The sequence below is a fragment of the Pseudoalteromonas sp. MMG006 genome, from assembly GCF_018101025.1.
Lineage (GTDB): Bacteria > Pseudomonadota > Gammaproteobacteria > Enterobacterales > Alteromonadaceae > Pseudoalteromonas.
This window is the reverse complement of sequence record NZ_JAGJEJ010000005.1, coordinates 193,339-213,547: the sequence shown is the minus strand read 5'-3', so window position 1 is coordinate 213,547 and position 20,209 is coordinate 193,339. Positions and strand designations below refer to the sequence as shown.

21 protein-coding genes and 1 pseudogene are annotated in these 20,209 nt (G+C 39.5%); 8 read left to right on the top strand and 14 right to left on the bottom strand.

What is annotated here, in order from left to right:
• Positions 1–132: 132 nt before the first annotated feature.
• From trpA to J8L73_RS07815, 6 genes are read right to left on the bottom strand one after another with little or no spacing between them, the layout of a single operon-like run.
• The gene (trpA, locus tag J8L73_RS07840) at positions 133–954 is read right to left on the bottom strand and encodes a tryptophan synthase subunit alpha (RefSeq protein WP_211015939.1); all 822 of its coding nucleotides are present in this window, start codon (positions 952–954) and stop codon (positions 133–135) included.
• A complete protein-coding gene (gene trpB / locus J8L73_RS07835) occupies positions 951–2,135 on the bottom strand; it encodes a tryptophan synthase subunit beta (protein ID WP_211000255.1) in 1,185 nt (394 codons plus the stop codon). Before trpB ends, trpA begins: the two co-directional genes overlap by 4 nt.
• A 7-nt stretch (positions 2,136–2,142) precedes the next feature.
• A complete protein-coding gene (gene trpCF / locus J8L73_RS07830) occupies positions 2,143–3,507 on the bottom strand; it encodes a bifunctional indole-3-glycerol-phosphate synthase TrpC/phosphoribosylanthranilate isomerase TrpF (protein WP_211015937.1) in 1,365 nt (454 codons plus the stop codon).
• Positions 3,500–4,537, bottom strand: a complete 1,038-nt coding sequence (gene trpD / locus J8L73_RS07825) for an anthranilate phosphoribosyltransferase (RefSeq protein ID WP_211015935.1) — start codon at positions 4,535–4,537, stop codon at positions 3,500–3,502. The genes trpCF and trpD overlap by 8 nt, the downstream gene beginning before the upstream one ends.
• 11 nt (positions 4,538–4,548) lie before the next feature.
• Positions 4,549–5,151, bottom strand: coding sequence for an aminodeoxychorismate/anthranilate synthase component II (locus tag J8L73_RS07820; RefSeq protein ID WP_211015933.1), 603 nt, complete (start codon positions 5,149–5,151; stop codon positions 4,549–4,551).
• Between the two features lies 1 nt (position 5,152).
• Positions 5,153–6,721, bottom strand: a complete 1,569-nt coding sequence (locus tag J8L73_RS07815) for an anthranilate synthase component 1 (RefSeq protein ID WP_211015931.1) — start codon at positions 6,719–6,721, stop codon at positions 5,153–5,155.
• Positions 6,722–7,170: 449 nt separating this feature from the next.
• Here J8L73_RS07815 and J8L73_RS07810 point away from each other — a divergent pair, with 449 nt between their 5' ends.
• The 3 genes from J8L73_RS07810 to J8L73_RS07800 are packed head-to-tail and all read left to right on the top strand — an operon-like array spanning position 7,171 to position 9,490.
• Positions 7,171–8,019 (top strand): PHP domain-containing protein, encoded by an 849-nt coding sequence (locus J8L73_RS07810; RefSeq protein ID WP_211015929.1) that lies wholly within the window; start codon positions 7,171–7,173, stop codon positions 8,017–8,019.
• Position 8,020: 1 nt separating this feature from the next.
• Positions 8,021–8,641, top strand: coding sequence for an L-threonylcarbamoyladenylate synthase (locus J8L73_RS07805; RefSeq protein ID WP_058548994.1), 621 nt, complete (start codon positions 8,021–8,023; stop codon positions 8,639–8,641).
• 6 nt (positions 8,642–8,647) lie between these two features.
• On the top strand, positions 8,648–9,490 hold the full coding sequence (locus J8L73_RS07800) for a ScpA family protein (RefSeq protein WP_211015927.1): 843 nt from the start codon (positions 8,648–8,650) through the stop codon (positions 9,488–9,490).
• A 56-nt stretch (positions 9,491–9,546) separates the two neighbouring features.
• On the opposite strand, the gene J8L73_RS07795 is transcribed toward J8L73_RS07800, so the two are convergent.
• A complete protein-coding gene (locus J8L73_RS07795; protein WP_211015925.1) occupies positions 9,547–10,392 on the bottom strand; it encodes a transporter substrate-binding domain-containing protein in 846 nt (281 codons plus the stop codon).
• A 137-nt stretch (positions 10,393–10,529) separates the two neighbouring features.
• Positions 10,530–10,697: a hypothetical protein gene (locus J8L73_RS07790; RefSeq protein WP_007375427.1), complete on the bottom strand. Its 168-nt coding sequence runs from the start codon at positions 10,695–10,697 to the stop codon at positions 10,530–10,532.
• A gap of 369 nt (positions 10,698–11,066) precedes the next feature.
• Here J8L73_RS07790 and J8L73_RS07785 point away from each other — a divergent pair, with 369 nt between their 5' ends.
• Entirely contained in the window at positions 11,067–11,621 is a 555-nt protein-coding gene (locus J8L73_RS07785) for a hypothetical protein (RefSeq protein WP_211015923.1), read from the top strand.
• On the opposite strand, the gene J8L73_RS07780 is transcribed toward J8L73_RS07785, so the two are convergent.
• Entirely contained in the window at positions 11,608–12,411 is an 804-nt protein-coding gene (locus tag J8L73_RS07780; RefSeq protein ID WP_211015921.1) for a hypothetical protein, read from the bottom strand. The two genes, J8L73_RS07785 and J8L73_RS07780, sit on opposite strands and share 14 nt — an antisense overlap.
• Positions 12,412–12,586: 175 nt before the next feature.
• Here J8L73_RS07780 and icd point away from each other — a divergent pair, with 175 nt between their 5' ends.
• Positions 12,587–13,858: an NADP-dependent isocitrate dehydrogenase gene (icd, locus tag J8L73_RS07775; protein WP_211015919.1), complete on the top strand. Its 1,272-nt coding sequence runs from the start codon at positions 12,587–12,589 to the stop codon at positions 13,856–13,858.
• A 12-nt stretch (positions 13,859–13,870) separates the two neighbouring features.
• Here icd and J8L73_RS07770 read toward each other — a convergent pair whose 3' ends face one another.
• From J8L73_RS07770 to J8L73_RS07755, 4 genes and pseudogenes are all read right to left on the bottom strand, one after another.
• The gene (locus J8L73_RS07770; protein WP_211015917.1) at positions 13,871–14,302 is read right to left on the bottom strand and encodes a hypothetical protein; all 432 of its coding nucleotides are present in this window, start codon (positions 14,300–14,302) and stop codon (positions 13,871–13,873) included.
• A gap of 410 nt (positions 14,303–14,712) precedes the next feature.
• Positions 14,713–14,918, bottom strand: a pseudogene (locus tag J8L73_RS07765) (hypothetical protein).
• Positions 14,919–14,945: 27 nt separating this feature from the next.
• Positions 14,946–15,395, bottom strand: a complete 450-nt coding sequence (locus J8L73_RS07760) for a GNAT family N-acetyltransferase (RefSeq protein WP_211000241.1) — start codon at positions 15,393–15,395, stop codon at positions 14,946–14,948.
• 79 nt (positions 15,396–15,474) lie between these two features.
• Positions 15,475–16,422 (bottom strand): LysR family transcriptional regulator, encoded by a 948-nt coding sequence (locus tag J8L73_RS07755; protein ID WP_211015915.1) that lies wholly within the window; start codon positions 16,420–16,422, stop codon positions 15,475–15,477.
• 116 nt (positions 16,423–16,538) lie between these two features.
• Between J8L73_RS07755 and aceK the strand changes: the two genes are divergently transcribed.
• The 3 genes from aceK to J8L73_RS07740 all read left to right on the top strand — a co-directional run bounded on the left by aceK (position 16,539) and on the right by J8L73_RS07740 (position 19,686).
• Positions 16,539–18,314 (top strand): bifunctional isocitrate dehydrogenase kinase/phosphatase, encoded by a 1,776-nt coding sequence (aceK, locus tag J8L73_RS07750; protein WP_211015913.1) that lies wholly within the window; start codon positions 16,539–16,541, stop codon positions 18,312–18,314.
• A gap of 54 nt (positions 18,315–18,368) precedes the next feature.
• Entirely contained in the window at positions 18,369–19,331 is a 963-nt protein-coding gene (locus J8L73_RS07745) for a zinc-binding dehydrogenase (RefSeq protein ID WP_211015911.1), read from the top strand.
• 103 nt (positions 19,332–19,434) lie between these two features.
• On the top strand, positions 19,435–19,686 hold the full coding sequence (locus tag J8L73_RS07740; RefSeq protein ID WP_007582532.1) for a DUF2999 family protein: 252 nt from the start codon (positions 19,435–19,437) through the stop codon (positions 19,684–19,686).
• 69 nt (positions 19,687–19,755) lie between these two features.
• Here J8L73_RS07740 and J8L73_RS07735 read toward each other — a convergent pair whose 3' ends face one another.
• A complete protein-coding gene (locus tag J8L73_RS07735; protein ID WP_211015909.1) occupies positions 19,756–20,196 on the bottom strand; it encodes a fasciclin domain-containing protein in 441 nt (146 codons plus the stop codon).
• Positions 20,197–20,209: the final 13 nt, after the last annotated feature.

The window sequence follows — 20,209 nt, the reverse complement described above, 5'->3', positions numbered from 1 at the left end:
CCTAGTATGAGTGAGCAATATTCTTTGAACAATTTATTAAGTTCAATTTTAAAAAATCGATAGTAATTAAACACAAAAATCCCCTAGTAATTGAATTACTCAATTACTAGGGGTCACGATATTAAATGTCCGTTATGAGGTAGTTGCGGCTTTCATTTCACTTACAAACGCTTTTAACTGCGTAGTCATTGCATCTAAATCATTAAGATTAGCCTCAATAATTTTAACAACGGCAGAGCCTGAAATTGCACCGGCTGCGCCTGCATTTAGCGCTGCTTTTACATCATCGGGTGTTGAAATACCAAAGCCCAATAAAGCAGGGGCTGCATGGTATTCTTTTAATTTAGTTACAATGTTGCCCGCTGGCATTTGCGCTTTAGTATCAGTACCGGTAACACCTGCACGCGACAGTAAATACGTGTACCCACGCCCGTAAGACGCGCACTGGCGCAGTGTATCGTCATCGGCATTGGGTGTAGCAATAAATATTGGGTCTACACCGTTTGCCATAGCGGCTTTTCTAAACATTTTAGACTCATGTAGTGGCACGTCAGCAACTAAAATAGAGTCTACGCCTGCTGCTTTTGCATCTTTATAAAATGCTTCAAGGCCGCGCTTAAACACAAGGTTAGAGTACAGTAATAAACCGATAGGAATATCTGCATTGTAATCGCGTATTTCTTTAATAATATCAAAGCAATCTTGGGTGTTAATATTTACATCAAGCGCGCGAATATTCGCTTTTTGAATAACAGGGCCATCAGCGATTGGATCTGAAAACGGAATGCCAAGCTCAAGTGCATCAGCGCCACCGTCAATTAGGCTTTTAATAATCGCAATACTTTGCTCTTTGCCTGGGTCACCAATAGTAACAAAGGGTACAAATGCACCTTGTTTTTGCTCATTCAGGGCGGCAAATGTTTTACCGTAACGATCTGTATTTAACTGGCTCATAGTTGACCTCCTTGTGATAAAACAGTGTGTACGTGCGTTAAGTCTTTGTCGCCACGGCCACTTAAGTTAACCACTAAAATGCTTTCTTCTGTTTGCTCTTCTGCGTATTTAAGTGCATAAGCAAGGGCATGGCTTGATTCAAGTGCCGGAATAATACCTTCGTTTTTAGCAAGCGCTTGAAACGCATCAAGTGCTTCTGTATCGGTAATACCAACATATTGAGCACGACCTGTTTCGTGTAAAAACGCGTGCTGTGGGCCAACTGCTGGGTAATCAAGACCGGCAGATACCGAGTATGACTCTTCTATTTGCCCATCGTCGTTTTGCATAATGTAAGTATACGTACCGTGTAATATACCTTTGGTGCCTTTACATATGGTAGCGCCGTGCTCGTGGGTATCTAACCCTTTACCAGCAGGCTCTACACCAATGAGTTTTACACTTGGCTCGTCGATAAAGTCTGTAAACATACCAATAGCATTAGAGCCACCGCCAACACATGCAAGTACCGCATCGGGTAAGCGACCTTCAGCTTTTAGTATTTGCTGTTTAGCTTCTTCACCAATAATTTTTTGATACTCTCGTACAATTGTTGGGAATGGGTGAGGGCCCGCAGCAGTACCAAGTAAGTAATGTGCCTCTTGATAATTTGCAGACCAGTCACGTAGTGCTTCGTTTACCGCATCTTTTAATGTACCTGAGCCCGCTGTTACAGGAATAACCTCTGCGCCCATTAATTTCATTCTAAATACGTTTGGCTGTTGGCGCTCTACATCTTTAGCGCCCATATAAATTCGGCATTTTAAGCCAAGTAATGCACACGCAAGAGCTGTTGCAACACCATGTTGACCAGCGCCGGTTTCTGCAATCACTTCTTTTTTACCCATACGTTTAGTTAGCAACGCTTGACCAAGTACTTGGTTAGTTTTGTGTGCGCCACCGTGTAATAAATCTTCGCGTTTTAGGTAAAGTTTAACTTTAGGATTTTTAATTAAATTACGCGTTAAAGTAAGCGGCGTAGGGCGCCCTGCATACTCGTTTAGTAACTTAGTAAATTCTTCCTGAAACTCAGGATCTTTTTGTGCTTTGTTAAATTCGTTTTCTAACTGCTTAAGCGCAGGGACAAGTAGCTCGGGTACAAACATACCGCCAAACTCGCCAAAATAAGCTGGATTTTGCATTTTAACCTCAATAATTTCTGATGCTTGTAAAAGCATTTTGTAATTTGTTAGGGCACTTTTTACCCGCAGATTCTTCAACGCCTGAGTTTAGGTCAAGGCCAAGGGCACCTTGAAAAAGCGCGTCTTTAATATTTTCTGGATTTAAGCCACCCGCTAGCATAAACGGTGTGGTTGCATCGCGAAGCACCGACCAATCGAATGCTTTACCTGTACCACCAGCTTGTGTATCGCTGTGGGTATCGTAAAGGTGGCGTTCTACGCCATTTAAAGGTGTTGGTAATGCATCTTTAATTGCTTGTGCTTTCCAAATTTCACACCCGTTAGGAAGTTGTGTACGCAAAGTGGCAATATAATCGTCACTTTCTTGTCCATGTAGTTGAACTGCCGCTAATTTTAACACACTTGCGTATTGAGCTACTTGCTCAATGGGTGCATTTACAAATACACCTACAAAGTTTAGCGGAGCGCTTTGGGTAAGCTCAATAGCACAGTCTAAATCTACATACCGTGGTGATTTAGGGTGAAAAATAAGCCCACCATATACAGCACCACTGTTATAAGCTGCTTGTGCGTCTTGGCTGCGTGTTAAACCACAAACTTTGTTATCACCAAGTATCACTTTTTTACAGGCTTGCTCTAAATCGCGCTCGGCCATTAGGGAGCTGCCAATTAAAAAACCATCGCATAGCGGTGCTAGGCGTTTAACATCTTGATGGGTATAAATACCAGACTCTGAAATAACCACTTTATCTGCAGGAATGAGTTTACGCAGTTTTTCGGTTGTGGCTAAGTCAGTGCTTAAATCACGTAGGTCACGGTTATTAATACCTATAATTTGTGCATCGAGCGCAAGGGCGCGGTGTACTTCTTCTTCGTTACTTACTTCGGTTAATACCGACATATTAAGCGAGTCCGCTACTGCGTGTAGGGCTTTATATTGCTCATCATCAAGTACTGAGAGCATTAACAAAATAGCATCACCGCCATAAATTCGCGCCATATACACTTGGTACTCATCAATAAAAAAGTCTTTACAAATAAGTGGTTGCTCTACTTGGCTACGTACAAATTCTAAATAATCAAAGCTACCTTGAAAGTATTTTGCGTCTGTAAGCACGCTCATACAGGTAGCGTATTTTTTATAAACAGAGGTGATCTCTGTTAAATCAAACGGCTCGCGTATTAACCCTTTTGATGGAGATGCTTTTTTGCACTCTAAAATAAACTGTGTACCTGGCGCCGCCAGCGCTTCATAAAAGCTGCGACTAGTAGGCTCTACTAGATGCTTAAAGCTTTCAAGCGGGCGGGCTGCTTTGCGTTCAATAAGCTCTAATTTTTTATCAGCAACAATTTTGTCTAATACATTAGCCATGACTTACCTCAATAATTGCATTTAATGTGTCCATGGCCTTGCCTGAACTAAGTAGTGTTTGTACTTGTTGTGCCCCTTCTTTTAACGTTTCTGCTTTACCTGTTAGGTATAAAAGGGCAGCTACGTTAACCACAATAGCCGCATTATGTGCGTCTGTGCCTTTACCCTGCAATATGGCGAGGCTTGCATTTGCGTTGTATTGTGGGCCTTCACCGGCTAGTTGTTCAAGTGAATAGTTTGCAAGGTCAAAGTCGCTTGGGTTCAATGTGTACTGCGTTATTTCGCCATCATTGATCTCAACTACATTGGTTGGGCCGTGCAGGGCGATTTCGTCGGTACCTGAGCCATGCACGATCATTGCGCGCTTAGTGCCTAATGTTTTAAGTGTTTGCGCCATAGGCATACATAACGACTCATCGTACACACCTAGTAATTGCACATCAGGCGCCGCAGGGTTAGCAAGTGGGCCTAAAATATTAAAAATTGTACGTGTTTTAAGTGCTGTACGTACGCCCATCGCATGACGTACGCCGCTGTGATAATGCGGTGAAAATAAAAAGGTAAAGTGTGTTTGCTCAAGGCATCTTGCAGCTTGTTCTGGGCTCATATCAATATTAATACCCAGTGCTTTGAGTAAATCGGCTGAGCCTGAATTACTCGATACACTGCGATTACCATGCTTTACCATATTAATACCTGCGGCCGCTGCAACAATTGCAGCGGTAGTGCTTATATTAATTGTATTTGAGCCATCGCCACCGGTACCACAGCTATCAGCAAGTTGTGAGCTGGTTGTATTAAAAGTAACCGCGTTTTCACGCATCGATGCGGCAGCGCCGGCAATTTCATCGCTCACTTCGCCTTTTATTTTAAGGCTAATAAGTAAAGCTGTTAGCTCTATTTCGCTCATGTTGCCTTGCATTATTTCATCAAATAATGCTTTTGACTGCTCATAGCTTAGTGATTGATTTTTAATAAGCTGCTCAATAGCATATTGAACATTTATGGGCTCTTGTCGTTGTGTACTCATAATGTCCTCTATTAATTTGCGCGTGTTAAATACGCGACACTTTGCTGAAGTAGCATCGCACCATTTGGCGTAAGTATTGATTCAGGATGAAACTGATAGCCCAATGCACTGTCTTCATGATGGTAAATAGCCATAGGTATGTCTTCAAATTGTGCTATTACTTCAATATTTTTAGGTACTTCAGTTGCCATTAGCGAATGATAACGCGCTACAGGCATTGTACTTCCCATGCCATCAAATACAGGGTGTGCGTTTAAATCAATGATTGATGACTTACCATGTACGGTTTTGCCAGCGTGACCGATTACTCCGCCATAACTTTGTGTTAAAGCTTGCTGCCCTAAACAAATACCAAGCATAGGGAATTGACCTTTAGCAAGTTCAATTAGCCCCATTAAACAGCCTGCATCGCTTGGTGTACCAGGCCCTGGTGATAGAACTAATAATACTTGGCCAGACTCTTGGCGCATTTTGTTAAAAATAACGTCAGCGCTTATGTTGTTTCTGTATACAACAAGCTTACACCCTAGCATGGTTAGTTCATCAACAAGGTTGTAGCTAAACGAATCAAAATTATCTAAAAAGTATATTTTAAGTGGATTTGCATTACTCATTTTATACCGCCTTATAAGTAGATTTTATGGCGGTAATAACCGCTTGAGCTTTTGCGCGGGTTTCATTTGCTTCTGATTGCGGGTCTGAGTCAAACACGACACCTGCGCCAGCTTGTACATACGCTGTATTGTTTTTTACAAACGCAGAGCGAATAACAATACAGCTATCCATTGCGCCATCGCCGGTTAAATAACCTACTGCGCCACCGTAGCTTCCACGGCGTTTGCCTTCGGTTTGGCGTACAAGCTCTGCGGCACGTACTTTAGGAGCGCCTACCAGCGTGCCCATGTTCATACACGCTTGATAAGCATGTAGTGCGTCAAGTTCAGGTTTTAATGTACCTACCACACGTGACACTAAATGCATTACTTGTGAATATCGGTCTACTTTTAATAGCTCTTTTGCAAAACGAGTACCTGCAACACTAATACGTGCAACATCGTTACGGGCTAAATCAACAAGCATTAAATGCTCAGCACGCTCTTTTTGATCGTTTCTTAGTTCAAGTTCAATACGGCTATCTAAGTCTGGGTTTATTTGTCCGTTTGCAAATTTACCACGCGCTCGGGTACCTGCTATTGGATACACTTCAACTTGTTGATTACTTACATCGTACTTAAGCGCCGACTCCGGAGAGGCGCCAAATAAAGCAAACTCTTCATCGCGCATGTAAAACATGTATGGGCTTGGATTTTGCTTTTTAAGCTGGCTGTAAGCATGCAGTGAATCAGGGCAGGGCAATGAAAAAGTACGTGAAGGCACTACTTGAAAAATGTCACCATCGACAATATTCTTTTTAAGTTTAACCACTTGCTCGCAGTAAGTTTCATCGCTTATATCTACGTTTACTTCGCATTCGCCAGTTTGCAAGTCTGCGCTAAATTCTGCCGCGTTGTCGCAAAGGGTATTTAACCGTTCAAGTTCTTTACCTACTTCAAAGCAATTTGCATGAACATCTGGGCCATTAAATACATTACCAATAAGCTCAGTGGTTTGTTTTTGATGATCAATAACAACTAAGGTTTCGGCTAGGTAAAATACGTAATCAGGGCAGGTGTTTTCGCCATCAGGTACATCGCTTAACTGCTCAAAATTTGCCACCATATCGTAGGCAAATACACCGCCTAAAAATACCGAAAATGGATTTTCTGTGGTGCTTTGAATACTGTTAATACAGGTACGAAGAGCGCTGAATGCATTATCGGCAACAAGCTTACTTGCCTCGTCTATATCGCTGCTAGTGTCTTGGTAGTTAAGTGTAAGCGTTGTGTCGTTCAATTGTGAATCACAGCGTTTAACATTTGCTTGTAAGTAGCTTAATAATTGTTTGCCGTTATTAGATTGTGCGCTAACAGTTACCGTTTTACCCTTACATACAATACGCAGGGCGCTGTCAACTAATATTAAACTTTTAACACTGTCTTTAGAATCAATCTCAGCTGACTCAAGCAGCAGCGAATTAGGCTTATCAAGTGCAGCATACAGTGCAAGTGGACTACTTATGTAGTCGCGAACTTGTGTAATGCTAGTTACTTCGCCTGGTGTGGTAGTTATATGACTAAAAATCAAACCTCATTCCCTCAAAAAATTAAACCCCGCAATGCGTTAGCAGTGCGGGGTTTGAATAACGATATCTAAATTACAAACAGATCATTACCGTCCCGCTATATCAGGCGCCACCACCAACGATGTGAAAGAGTAAGACCGTTATTCATGTTTTTTTGCCTCAAAATAAAAAATATAATTACGTAAAATTTAGTTATAAAAAAACCCGCATAATGCGGGTTTTGAATTTTTGCTAGACACGACAATTCATCACCCAATAATTATGAGTGCCACCACCAAATAGTGTTTTGAATTGAATTGATCATTTTTATTAATTCTTAATGTGTCTGAAAGTGGCTACAGTAAAACGTATCTAGTGCTTTTGTGTCAAGTGTTTATTTAAAACAATTTAGTCAAAAAACTTGTTATACTTACATAAACGCCATTAACCCTTAATTTTAAGCAGTTTTCTTTTGATAAAATACGATTTACATAGCCACACCACGCATTCAGACGGGCAGTTAACGGTTGAAGAATTACTTACCCGCGCCGTTGATAAAAATATAGATGTGTTTGCTATTACCGATCACGATACTGTGGCTGCTATTAAGCCCGCTCAAGAATTTATTAAAACCGAAAATTTGCCTTTATCATTAATTACCGGGGTAGAAATTTCGACCAAATGGGAAAGCTTCGAAATACATATAGTGGGGTTAAATGTTGATATTGATAATTTTGACCTTACTTCATTGTTAACGCAGCAGCAGCAAAAGCGTGAAGTCAGAGCGCTAGAAATAGGCGCAAGGCTTACAAAAAACGGTTTTGATGGCATTTATGAGCAAGCCAAAGAGCTTGCACAAGACGCGCAAATTACTCGTGCGCACTTTGCACGCGCGCTTATAGAGCGTGGTGTAGCTAAAAACTTTCCGGGTGTATTTAAAAAATATTTAGGTCGCGGTAAAACCGGCTATGTGCCAAGCAACTGGTGCAATATGCAAACCGCCATTGAAGCAATTCATTCAGCGGGAGGTATTGCAGTAGTGGCACATCCTGGGCGTTATCAAATGTCTAATAAATGGTTGCGTAAATTATTAACCGAGTATAAAAGTGTTGGTGGTGATGCAATGGAAGTTGCACAGCCTCAACAAGCTCCTAGCGAACGACAATTTTTAGGTGAACTGAGCAGAGAGTACGATTTACTCTGCTCGCAAGGGTCTGATTTTCATTTTCCGACAAGCTATTTAGAGCTTGGCAAAAACTTATACTTACCTAAAGACTGCCAAGGTGTTTGGCAAGCATGGGAAGGACAAGAAGGGCATTAACATGAGTCAATTATTTCATATTCATCCTGATAACCCGCAGCCACGACTTATTAACCAAGCCGTTGATATTATTAAAAAAGGCGGCGTAGTTGTATACCCAACAGATTCTGGTTATGCCATAGGCTGTAACCTAGGAAACAAACAAGCTAAAGAGCGTATAGAGCGCATTCGTGGCATTGAAAAAAACGATAACTTTACACTTGTTTGCAGAGACTTATCAGAGCTTGCTACGTATGCAAGAGTAGATAACCAACTGTTTAGATTAATTAAAAATAATACGCCAGGGCCATATACCTTTATTTTTAAAGGTACAAAAGAAGTCCCAAAGCGTTTATTAAACGAAAAGAAGAAAACCATAGGTATGCGTGTTATTGAGCACCCAATTGCCTGTGCGTTACTTGCTGAACTAGGTGAGCCACTTATGTCGTGTTCACTTATTTTACCAGGGCAAGAGTTTACAGAATCAGATCCTGATGAAATTTTAGAGCGCTTAGATAAACACGTCGATTTAATTATTCACGGTGGCTATTTAGCTGAACAAGCAACAACAGTAATTGATTTATCAGAAGACGATATAAAAATACTACGTGTTGGCTGTGGCGATACTAGCCCGTTTGAGTAAACACTGTTGAGTGACAAGCCCGAAAATAACGGTGTATCGAATGAACTTGAGCCAGTGCAGCAAAAGCTGCCACTGGCTTTTTTGCATGGTAAAGCGGTGGTTGATAAACCCGAAGACTTGTACATTCCCCCTGATGCGCTTGAAATCATTTTAGAAACGTTTGAAGGTCCACTCGATTTACTACTGTATTTAATTAAAAAGCATAAGCTAGATGTGCTTGAGCTCTCTATTTTTAGCATCACTGAACAGTATGTAAGCTATGTTGAAATGATGAGCGAATTTCAACTAGAACTCGCTGGCGAGTATTTAGTTATGGCGGCGCTGCTTGCACAAATAAAATCGCGGTTACTATTACCTGTTCACGAAGAACTTGAAGAGGAAGAAGATCCCCGTGCTGAGCTTATTAAACGCCTGCAAGAATATGAGCAGTTTAAAACAGCCGCCGAAAACCTAGATGAGATCCCCCGTGTTGGCCGTGATATTTTTATTGCGCATGCCGCAATGCCAACCGCAAGTGATAATAGCCCATCCTTACCAGAGCTTGAACTTAAAGATTTAATGCTTGCACTTAGCGATGTAATGGCACGAGCTAAAACATTTGAGCATCACCAAATAACAGCTGAAGTACTATCAACCCGTGAACGAATGAGTCAAATACTACAGCAACTATCTAAAGCTGATTCTGCTGTTGTATTTAATGAACTATTTACCCTAAGTGAAGGCAGAAGCGGTGTAGTAGTTAGTTTTATAGCTATGCTTGAGCTGATAAAAGAAGGGCTTATAACGTGTTTGCAGGTTAATCCACAAAGCTTAATTTATGTAAGTTTAAGCGAAAACGCTACTATATAGCCTCCATAAGTAGTGCTTTAAATAACCTTCAAGTGAAAGCTCAGTTATTAAGGGCGTTACTTTTTTGCTAGTGACATTCTTTGTTGAAATAAAGGTTTTAAGTGCTCTGGCAGCCAGCGCATAAGTAATTCGTTATATTGCTTGGTGTGTTTAATTTTTTTAAGTTGTTCGTTAAGTATTTTTATATCCTCAGCACCTTGTGCATTCTTAGTACAGCCAATATATCCATAACTTAAAGCGGGCGCTTCTTTAAGTGGGCGCTGTGTGAGGTTTTTATCAAAATGCATCGATTTAGCTAAGTAGTAATGCTCGCTTGGGTAACCTAATAAAATATCAATTCTTTTTAAATTAAGCATGTACGTTAAGCTTGCTAAGCTATCGCGAGTAGGGCGTATAACTAGGTCTATGTCTGGTGTACTGTTTATAACAGTATCTATTTCTTTACCGTAAGAGCGGCTCATAGACACACCAAGCGTGAGCTTTTTATCTTGTATTAGTTCAAGTAAAGACACCTCGTTCGCATCTTTAAGCTCTAACGCATTTGCTAAACGTGTGTGCATAGCAATAGAAGGAGATAAACCTGTCGTCGAACTCTCATCAGTAAAGTAAATATGCTGTTTTCTAAACTTATTTTTATAAAGAGACAACGCGCAAGCGTTATGTGAAGTATTAGATAGCTCTTGAACTACTTTACCAGAGGGGATGATCATACGGTTAAAAGTAATATTGGGGAGCTGTTTTTCGAGCAGAGTAATAATACTTTCATCACGGCCTTGATGTTGGGATTGGCCATTTAAAATATAATAGGGTGCAAAGTCGTGTGCTAACCAATTAATAGTTCTAGCATTACTGATTGAGGTTAAACAAAAAAATAGTAATAAGCTTAAAAATACACGGCGCATTACAGCAGCTACCAGTAATTATTATTATAGCTCTATTGTAGGCATCAAAGTGTTAAAAAGTAAAATGCCAGCAACAAGGCTGGCATAATTTTTATCAATAATTGCAATAATAAGAGGCAATTCAAGTTATATATTGTTTAGCTAGCTTTTAGCCACTTAACAAATTGACGTGCATCACTCGCTTTTTGAAATAATGCATTTTTTAAACCTTGTGTATCACTAAAGATAACACGATGTTTATTTACAGAAATTGATTGCACTGGATGTGCGATTTGGATCATAGACCCATTATATTTATAAGACATAATAAAACTCACTTTATTCTTGTTATTTATTCTGCGCTATATTTTTATAGCAAATTGCAGTCAATAAATTAACGATGTTGTGTTTAGCTTCATTACAGTGTTGACGATCTTTATGACACTTTTGCGATGATTCATAAATCATCTCGGTATTTTTAAGGGGTTCTCGCCGTACAATAACTTAGCTTTCAAATATACGTTTTGCGGGGCTTACTGGATCAGGGTAAAAAGGTTAACCGCGGTGGTTTTTTAAAACCAGAGAGGAAAGGTACCCCAAATAAAAAATGTGTGCAAGCTATTTATTTAATAATTATTTATACTTAACTTTATCAACTGCTTATAAGCGATGCTTTTAACTATAAAAAGGTAAGTATGAATTACATAATAGTCAGCGATATTTTTGGATTAACACCCGCTTTAACCAAGTTATCAGATGCGATAATGGCTAAAACAGTGATTATAGAGCCCTACGATGACGAAGTGCAACCATATGATACTGAACAATATTATTATGATAAATTTATAAAAAATAGTGGCCATGATAATTACGCAGCTAAAGTTAAAAATGTATTTGACGAGCTCGATTCTCCCACTGTGTGTATTGCATTTAGTGCCGGCGCAAGTGCAGCATGGCGAGCACAGTTATTAACAGGCAATCCACATCTTAAAAAGCTCATTGGCTTTTACCCATCGCAAATTAGAAATAATTTAGATATCCAAGCAACGATACCATGTGAATTTATATTCCCGCAGCATGAGCTCCACTTTAATGTTGATGACGTTATTAATTTTTTAGCGTTAAAAGCAGGTGTTAAGTGTACTAAGACGCCATTTTTACACGGCTTTATGAACCAATACTCAGTAAACTTCAACGCAACAGCATTTGATGAGTACACCCATTATATAAATAGCGCTAAAGCTTATTAAGCTGCGCTTTTGTCACCGCAGGAAAATCGGTACGTGTATTGTATTTGGCATAAAGCGTGGTAAAAACACTGCTTCGCGAGAGCTTATCAAGCTCTTTTATAAATGTTTTTGCGCTTGAACGAGCGGTTCTACAACATGCTTGATACCGCTTTATAACACTCGCTAGGCTTAGTCCTTGCTTTTGCAAGGCTAAATCAGCTTCTACAAAAAAAGCTGCCCCGGTCCAATAAACGCGTTGTTGTGCACGTTGCCTCCACATATCACTTGAAAGCTCATTAAGGGGTTGTTGCTTTGTTTTAGTTTGTAAGCGCGCTCGCTCAAACCCTGCGTTTAGGCGCTGAACAAACTGTCCTTGGCTAATTACACCGCTATCACGCATTATTACGTTTTGCATGTAACTGGCAAATCCTTCACTTAACCAAAAACCAGTGTAAGGTAGTAATGGCAAATATAAGTGCGAAAGCTCATGGTATAGCGTCCAATCTTTTGTAAATGCATTTAAGTTTGCATAGCGGTCAATATGCAGCTCAAGCCCATCGGGGTTATTACGTTTTACACTGGCCCACGGCACCGGTTCAAAAGCAAAGTATTGCGGCTTTAAATATATAGGTAGAGTGGTTTGCTTTAATGGACCTAGCGTATTTTGCGTTTTTGCAAGGCTCTGGTCTATCCATGTAGCTACTGTTTCTTGCCCATTAGTTGTAAGGGAGTCTAAATTATGAATAACCACATCAATAGCAAAGGTTTTAAAAGAACACATTAAGAACAAACATAGCCAAAGTAACTTCATTTATACCTCCTTTAAATTAAATTTATGCTCGATATTAAGACCCGTTATTTACTGAAATAAGCACATTTAATTTGCTATTTTTTTAACTAATATCAATTATAAAAAGCAAGTTACATACATGTTCTATCAGGCATGCTTTAATCAGCTAACACTATTTTTGGTATAGGTATTAACCATGGCTTATCAGCATATTAGAATTCCAGAGCACGGAAAAAATATAACTATAGATGCTAAAGGCCAGTGGCATGTTCCTGTAAATCCTATAATTGCTTACATTAATGGCGATGGTGTAGGGCAAGAGGTAACACCTGCAATGCAGCACGTTGTTAATAATGCCATAGAGCACTGTTATGGCAATGCTCGAAAAATTCACTGGATGCAAGTATACAACGGCGAGCAAGCTGCAAAATTATATGATGGGGATTGGTTCCCTCAAGAAACCATTAACGCCGTGCGAGCCTGCAAAATAGCAATTAAAGGACCGTTAACTACACCACTTGGCGGAGGTTTTCGCTCATTAAATGTAGCGCTTAGACACGAGATGGATCTATTTGTAAATATGCGCACTATTAAAGGCTTTAGTGCGTTGCCATCACCTTTAAAAAATCCTTTTTTAACTAACATTACCGTGTTGCGTGATAGCAGTGAAGATGTATATTCAGGAATAGAGTGGCAAGCAGGCAGCGTAGAAAGCGAAAAAATGCTGGATTTTTTATGCGAAGAAATGGGCGTAACACGCCTAAGGTTTTCACAAGAGTGTGGCATAGGTATAAAAAATATATCTAAAGAGGGCGCTGAGCGCCTTGTTCGGTATGCAATTAATTACGCGCTTAAAAATAACAGCGAATCGCTAACACTTGTGCATAAAGGAAATGTACTTAAATTTACCGATGGCGCATTTAAACGTTGGGGTTTTGCGTTGGCACAAAGTGAGTTTAATGCCACTGCACATGAAAACGGCCGTTGGCTTGAAATAGCCAGAGCAAATAAATCGCCTTTAATAATTAAAGAAGTGATAGCCGATAATATGCTGCAACAATGTTTAATGAACCCCGAGCAATTTGATGTGGTAGCAACAACAAATCAAAATGGTGACTTTTTAGCCGATATGCTCAGTGCACAAGTTGGGGGAGTAGGAATTATGCCCGCAGCAAACCTTAATAACGATGTGGCATTTTTTGAACCAACTCATGGCACGTTTGAGAGAATAGCAGGGCAAAATAAAGCAAACCCTAGTAGCAGTATTTTAAGTGCGGTTTTAATGCTTAAGTTTATGGGGTGGGATAAAAGTGCATTACTTATTGAAAACGCATTAGAGAGTGCGTTTAAAAATGCAGAGCTAACATTTGATTTAGCGCAAGCGCGCCAAGAGGTTGCAAGCGATGCTCATAACTCGACAACCTTAAGCTGCTCAGACTTCGCACAAAAGGTTATCGAGCACTTTTAAGCACTTCCATTATTAAGCTGCTGATGCAGTTTTTACTCTATGTACGCAAGGACGATTAGTTAACTGCGCTGCACGGTGGTAAATATCGTGTGCATTTGGCTCATCGCACTGTGTACCGCTAAGCGTATCTATTAAGGCTACAACAATAATTGCTGGAACTTGGCAGCAATATTCATCTAAAACTGCTTCAGTTGTTTGCGCATCTACATGACAGCGAGGGTGATCATGAAGCTGGTACGCGTTTAATAGAGTATCTACTTCTAAAATATCATCGGGTTGATGTTTTGTTTTACGGCATTTACAACCAAACTCATCAACTAATGTAGCCAGCGCTTGGTATGCGTCTGTGGTATTGGTTTTAGTGCATAACTGCTGGGTAATAAACTGATGTAAATTAGTATCTATAAATAACCCGTCTTGTTGTGTGAAGCTTGATGTTGTCATAATGATTACTCTTAGTTTGTTGGCTTAACTTCACTTTAGCGCCAAGAGTAATATTAATGAAATTGTTGTTTTCAATAACTGATATTGATTTTATCAATATTAAAATTGTAACTAAGTAAAGGCAGGTTTAACTTCACTTAGCATATGTAATTAAAGTGGTGCAAAAACCTATTAAAATGCACAAAACTGGTACATGTTAAATAATAAGAAAAAACATAGCTGTGTTAGCTTTATGATTTCAAATGTCTTTTTTCTTTTAGTTAGGTTGGCATCAAGGTTGCTAAACATAAAGGGTAGGGTTCACTCCTATTTCTACGATTTCAAAAGCGCCATGGTATTTTCCCAAAGTTGAATACCATGGCGCTTTTTTATTTGAGCATTCATTTTATTTAGCTTTAGCGACAGCAATGTTAAATTTTAATAAAATAGGGAATAGCTACTAAAATACTACCCACAATTAATAACTGCTAACACTACTCATAAAGTACGGAAATACCAATAATGATAAACCAATACAAAGTGGCACTACGGCTTTTTTTCTTCGTCCGTAAGTAAGGTAGCCAATGCCTATGCCGCCAAATAAAACACTCCATGCAATTATAGATGTACTATCCATTTTTATTACCTATTTTAAAGTACTGCTTCAAGTAATTACCGACATAGCCAGCTTTTCGATACCATGTGAAGGAGTCCATCTTTTGAATTCCACAAAACCATGCTTTTTATATAAATTTATTGCGGGAGTATTAGCAACCGCAGTCTCAACTCTTGCACGAGAAATATCACCCATTGCTAAAACATAATTTATTAGCTTACTTGCGATACCTTTTTTAAAATAACTAGGATCAACGGTTAAACTACAAATATCTAAACACTCATTGTTTATATTTACTTCAATAACGGCTGCTAAACATTCATTTTCGGTGAAGCCATAAAAGGTTGTTTCTGACTTTTTAATATCTTCGGCATTACGTGCTAAAGGAGGAAAGTTAAGCGCACCTATCAATTTAGCCTCAATTGCATAGGATTTTTGAAATACAGCAAATATTATATTAACTGTCTCGGTATTCTTATTATTAAGTTTGTTTATCATTACATTCTTCAACTAAAAGTAAGCCGTTAACATCATGCACAATATTGAAAGTTTCTGTGCCTAATGAGGCGTTAATAAATTACCTATCTTCTACCGTTTTAGCAAACTCGAGCAGTTCACGACGTAACCATTGGTGTGCAGGTGCATGATGAAGTAGTGGGCTCCAGATCATTTTTACCTCTATAGGGACTATTTGAAATGGCACAGGGCTTATCACTAAGTTGGTGTGGGTTGTTAATAACTTAGCTTGCCTGCGCGGTAAGGTGGCAATAAGTTGCTCTGATTGGCATAGCAAACTTGCAATCATGTAATGGCGTGTAAATACCCGTATTTTGCGAGTTTGCTCTAACTGCCACAGTGCTTCATCTACCCAGCCTAACTTTTGCTTTCCTGATTTATTAGTAACGGCAGCCTCAGGCCCCCAGCCTGCTCGGTTTACCCAAATGTGTTCTTTTTGTAGGTAATCATCAAGGCTAGAGTGTTGTAAAAACGTATTTTTAGGATGTGTTAAACAGCAGTAATTATCGCGCCATACACTGGCTTGATGAAACGAGCGTGGTAGGCCGTTAAAACGATTTATAGCTAAATCGATAGTGCCTTTTTCCATATCTTGCAGGTTTACATCGCTTGGGCCGAGTACATCAAAGTTAACGCCGGGGTTTTTACTAAGCTGCTCGGTAATAAAAGGGGCAATTAAACTCGACTCAATGTAGTCGTTTGCCATTATTCTAAAGGTAACCTCAGCGGTAGCAGGGTTAAATTGCTCACTAGGCTGCGTAATAGCTTCGGCCATTTTTAAAAGCGATTCTATCTCTGGTTTTAAGCTAAGTGCTTTAGCTGTTGGCGTCATTGATCCTGCGGCACGCACAAGTAGCGGGTCGTCAAATAAATCACGCAATCGTTTAAGTGCGTTACTCATGGCTGGTTGTGTTAGCGCGAGTTTATTTGCAGCTTTTGAAACACTTTTTTCATCAATGAGTACGTTTAAGTACACTAATAAGTTGAGATCGACGTTACGTATATTCATATGATCAATTTTATTTATATGCTTTATTAATTACCTAAATTAAAGCCTGCTTGCTAAGGTGTAAACAATTAATAAAAATAACCGCTATAAGTGGTAAAAATAAAAGTAATGTAAATATGCAAAAAACGTCAACTACTCAACCAGATAATGCGCTACAACAAGTTATAGCCACTAAGTTGGCTCGCGCTGTTTTTGCAGGCTTTGAAGCGATGTTTGCGCAATTTTTAAATATAACACTGGGTGCGCAAAGCAGGTTTGAACAACAAAAATATCACGATGTACAAACTGCCATGCGAGAGCGCTTACAAGTGTACGAACGTGAAGTGAAAAATGTGAGTAATGCGGTGCGGGTTATTGCTTACAGCGAGCTTAATTGCCCGCAAACGTGGCAATTGGCGAAAAATATATACGGCGATATGGTACAAAATCATGAAAACAAACCCATCGCGCATACCTTTTTTAATTCTACTTTTGGTGCTATTTGGGATGATAAAAAAATTCGTACCGTACATTTGTTTGTATTAAAGGCAAAGTACAGAAGCGAGCCACGCTCGTACGAAAATTTAGTTAGCCGAATATCATTTAAAGATGGGTTTAACCATGCGGTTAAAATACTTATTACCCGCCAAGCATTTAGAGTGCCTTTTAGTAATTTAGACGCTGATTTACAGGCATTACAAACAACGTTAATGGCAGGTGCAAAGCAGCAATGCAAACAGGTGTACGAACTTATAAATTTAAACGACGGGTATATTGAATACGCCAACTCATTATTTTTTAGAAATAAAGCCTGTTATTTAATAGGGCGCTGTATTGCTAAAAATGGCGACAATATGCCGTTTGCCATCGCTATTTTAAATACCAGTAAAGGGCTAAAGCTTGATGCCGTAATGATGGGTGCTGATCAGCTTAGTTTGCTGTTTGGTTTTGCCCGCACCTATTTTATGGTGGATACCGACCAACCCGCGCGTTATGTGGATTACTTAAGTGTGCTTATGGCCCATAAAAAACGCTTTGAATTATTTAATGCGATTGGTTTTATTAAGCATGCTAAAACAGAGTTTTACCGTTACAAGGTTGATACCACTAAAAATAGCCCTGTTACTTTTAAATACATAACAGCGCCTGGCACCCCTGGTATGGTTATGCTGGTATTTACTATTGAAGGGCTTGACTACGTTTATAAAGTAATAAAAGACAAATTTAGCGCGCCAAAAACAGCTACTAAAGCGCAAGTGAAAGACAAGTACAATTTTGTAAAACAAGCCGACCGGGTAGGTCGTCTGGTAGACACGCATGAGTTTAGATATTTAGCGTTTGACCTAAGCCGCTTTAGCGACGAGCTACTTAACCAAATGAAAACGCAAATTGGCAGCAGTATGGTTATATCCGGCAAGGCACTTATTTTAAAGCACGTGTATGTTGAGCGCAAAATGACGCCACTTAACTTGTATATCAATAGTTGTAATAACAAAGCATTACAGCAAGTTATGGACGACTACGGTAAAGCGATTAAAGACCTTGCCGCTGCCAATATATTTCCTGGCGATATGCTTATGAAAAACTTTGGTGTAACCCGTTGGGGGCGTGTTGTATTTTACGATTATGATGAAATATGCCCACTTACCGATTGTCACTTTAGGGACGTGCCAAATGCTCAAAATGCGCTTGAGGAGTTAAGCAGTAATACTTACTTTGATATAGCAGAAAATGATATATTCCCGAGTCAATTTAAGGTGTTTTTTAGCGCAAATGACGCTGCGTTTAACCATTTTAATAATTTGCACAGTAATTTGTTTTTAGCTGAATTTTGGCAAGGTTGCCAACAGCAAATAAAAGCAGGTTACTTGCCCGATGTGTACCCGTATAAACAAAGTTGGCGGTTTAAATAAAAATAACTAACCCCATGTCTTAACTATTATGATAAAACTTAATACGGAGCAACAATGAAATATATTTCTCATGAGGGTGGCACCCTTGCATTGAGTGAAACCGACGAACCGGTTTTAAAAAGCCATGAAGTATTAGTTAAAGTTGCCGCAATAGGTGTTAACCGTGCAGATTGTATGCAGCGCCAAGGTAAATATCCGGCGCCAGAGGGCGATAGCCCCATTTTAGGTTTAGAGTGCGCAGGCACAGTAGTTGAGCTTGGTAGCGAAGTTGACAAAAGCTGGTTAAATAAACGCATTTTTAGCTTATGCGCAGGTGGTGCTTATAGTGAATATGTTGCTGTAGATGCCAAACAATTAATGGAATTACCCGATGAGCTAACCATGGTTGAAGGGGCAGCCATTAGTGAAGTGTATTTAACTGCTTTTGGTGCCATGTTTGAACTTGGTAAATTACGAAAAGGCCAAACAGCGCTAATACATGCAGGGGCAAGTGGTGTAGGCGGTGCAGCTATTCAAATGGCTAAAAGTGCTGGAGCTACGGTGGTGATCACCGCAGGCACAGATGATAAATGCCAACACGCAAAAGAACTCGGTGCTGATCATGCAATTAACTACAAAACCACTGACTTTGTAGAATATATGAAAGCAAATGAGTTAACAGCTAATGTAATTGTAGATCCTGTTTCAGGTAGTTACTTAAATAAAAATGCCGCCATTGCAGCGATGGATTGTCAAATTGTTATGCTTGCCTTTTTAGATGGGCGCTTTGCAGAGGTTGATTTTGCGGCACTTTTACAAAAGCGTATTTCCTTTCATGCCTCAACGCTTAGAAATCGCAGTATTGAGTTTAAGCGCAAAGTGCGCGATGACTTAGTGGCACGTTTTTATAATGATATTGCCGCTAAAAAATACGACTTTAACGTGTATAAAACGCTCCCTTGGAACGATGCAAATGAAGCGCACGCTATATTAGAGCGTAATGAAAACGCGGGTAAAGTGGTATTACTTGTAGAATAACCGTGAGATGTAACACTGAGACGTGTGTTGACGTTGTTAATGCATGGCTCAGCTAATATAATTTAGTAAATATAAAATATGTATAAAACACACAAGGTTAAAAATGAACCCAATACTAGCAATACTTAAAGAGCACAATGTAAGCGACGAAAAAGTAAAAGCATTGTTTGAAGCCTTTACTCAAAATCCAATGATGGCAATGGCATTAGTACAAGAGCTTGGTATTCCACCTGAGAAGTTACAGCAATTAATGGCCGTGGTAATGACTCAACCGCATCTTATTAAAGAGGCAACTGACGAACTTGGATTAGATTTTGAAAAAGTAAAAGAAGCTAAAGAAAAACTAAATCAATAACTTGTTGTACTATAATAGACAAAAGCATAAGTGTTCGCTTATGCTTTTTATTTGGTTGATTCTATACACTTACTCTTTTGGCAGAAGTACGGTGTCGATTACATGGATCACGCCGTTGCTTGCTTTTACATCAGCTTTTACAACTTTGGCGTCATTTATCATTACGCCCATGCTGTTGGCTTTAACCATAACGGATTGGCCTTGTAGTGTTTTCGCACTATCTACCTTCATTACATCGGCCGCCATCACTTTTCCAGACACTACGTGGTAAGTTAGTACCGCCGTTAGCTTATCTTTGTTTTCAGGCTTGAGTAGCATTTCGACTGTGCCTTCAGGTAACTTAGAAAATGCAGCATCCGTTGGTGCAAATATAGTAAACGGTCCTTTACCTTGCAGTGTTTCAACTAAGCCTGCGGCTTTAACAGCAGCAACAAGAGTAGTGAACGAGCCATTTTCTACGGCTACTTCGACAACATCTTTTTTCATACCATGATGATCAGCATAAGCCATTGTAGAAAATCCA

What these genes read in the sequence shown, in the direction of transcription:
- J8L73_RS07780 (WP_211015921.1), bottom strand. Translation starts at nt 12,411, where the DNA reads ATGAAGTTACTTTGGCTATGTTTGTTCTTAATGTGTTCTTTTAAAACC.
- J8L73_RS07785 (WP_211015923.1), top strand. Translation starts at nt 11,067, where the DNA reads ATGAATTACATAATAGTCAGCGATATTTTTGGATTAACACCCGCTTTA.
- trpD (WP_211015935.1), bottom strand. Translation starts at nt 4,537, where the DNA reads ATGAGTACACAACGACAAGAGCCCATAAATGTTCAATATGCTATTGAG.
- trpA (WP_211015939.1), bottom strand. Translation starts at nt 954, where the DNA reads ATGAGCCAGTTAAATACAGATCGTTACGGTAAAACATTTGCCGCCCTG.
- J8L73_RS07805 (WP_058548994.1), top strand. Translation starts at nt 8,021, where the DNA reads ATGAGTCAATTATTTCATATTCATCCTGATAACCCGCAGCCACGACTT.
- aceK (WP_211015913.1), top strand. Translation starts at nt 16,539, where the DNA reads ATGCAAAAAACGTCAACTACTCAACCAGATAATGCGCTACAACAAGTT.
- J8L73_RS07755 (WP_211015915.1), bottom strand. Translation starts at nt 16,422, where the DNA reads ATGAATATACGTAACGTCGATCTCAACTTATTAGTGTACTTAAACGTA.
- J8L73_RS07770 (WP_211015917.1), bottom strand. Translation starts at nt 14,302, where the DNA reads ATGACAACATCAAGCTTCACACAACAAGACGGGTTATTTATAGATACT.
- J8L73_RS07735 (WP_211015909.1), bottom strand. Translation starts at nt 20,196, where the DNA reads ATGGCTTATGCTGATCATCATGGTATGAAAAAAGATGTTGTCGAAGTA.
- J8L73_RS07760 (WP_211000241.1), bottom strand. Translation starts at nt 15,395, where the DNA reads ATGATAAACAAACTTAATAATAAGAATACCGAGACAGTTAATATAATA.
- J8L73_RS07740 (WP_007582532.1), top strand. Translation starts at nt 19,435, where the DNA reads ATGAACCCAATACTAGCAATACTTAAAGAGCACAATGTAAGCGACGAA.
- J8L73_RS07745 (WP_211015911.1), top strand. Translation starts at nt 18,369, where the DNA reads ATGAAATATATTTCTCATGAGGGTGGCACCCTTGCATTGAGTGAAACC.
- trpB (WP_211000255.1), bottom strand. Translation starts at nt 2,135, where the DNA reads ATGCAAAATCCAGCTTATTTTGGCGAGTTTGGCGGTATGTTTGTACCC.
- trpCF (WP_211015937.1), bottom strand. Translation starts at nt 3,507, where the DNA reads ATGGCTAATGTATTAGACAAAATTGTTGCTGATAAAAAATTAGAGCTT.
- J8L73_RS07795 (WP_211015925.1), bottom strand. Translation starts at nt 10,392, where the DNA reads ATGCGCCGTGTATTTTTAAGCTTATTACTATTTTTTTGTTTAACCTCA.
- J8L73_RS07820 (WP_211015933.1), bottom strand. Translation starts at nt 5,151, where the DNA reads ATGAGTAATGCAAATCCACTTAAAATATACTTTTTAGATAATTTTGAT.
- J8L73_RS07790 (WP_007375427.1), bottom strand. Translation starts at nt 10,697, where the DNA reads ATGTCTTATAAATATAATGGGTCTATGATCCAAATCGCACATCCAGTG.
- icd (WP_211015919.1), top strand. Translation starts at nt 12,587, where the DNA reads ATGGCTTATCAGCATATTAGAATTCCAGAGCACGGAAAAAATATAACT.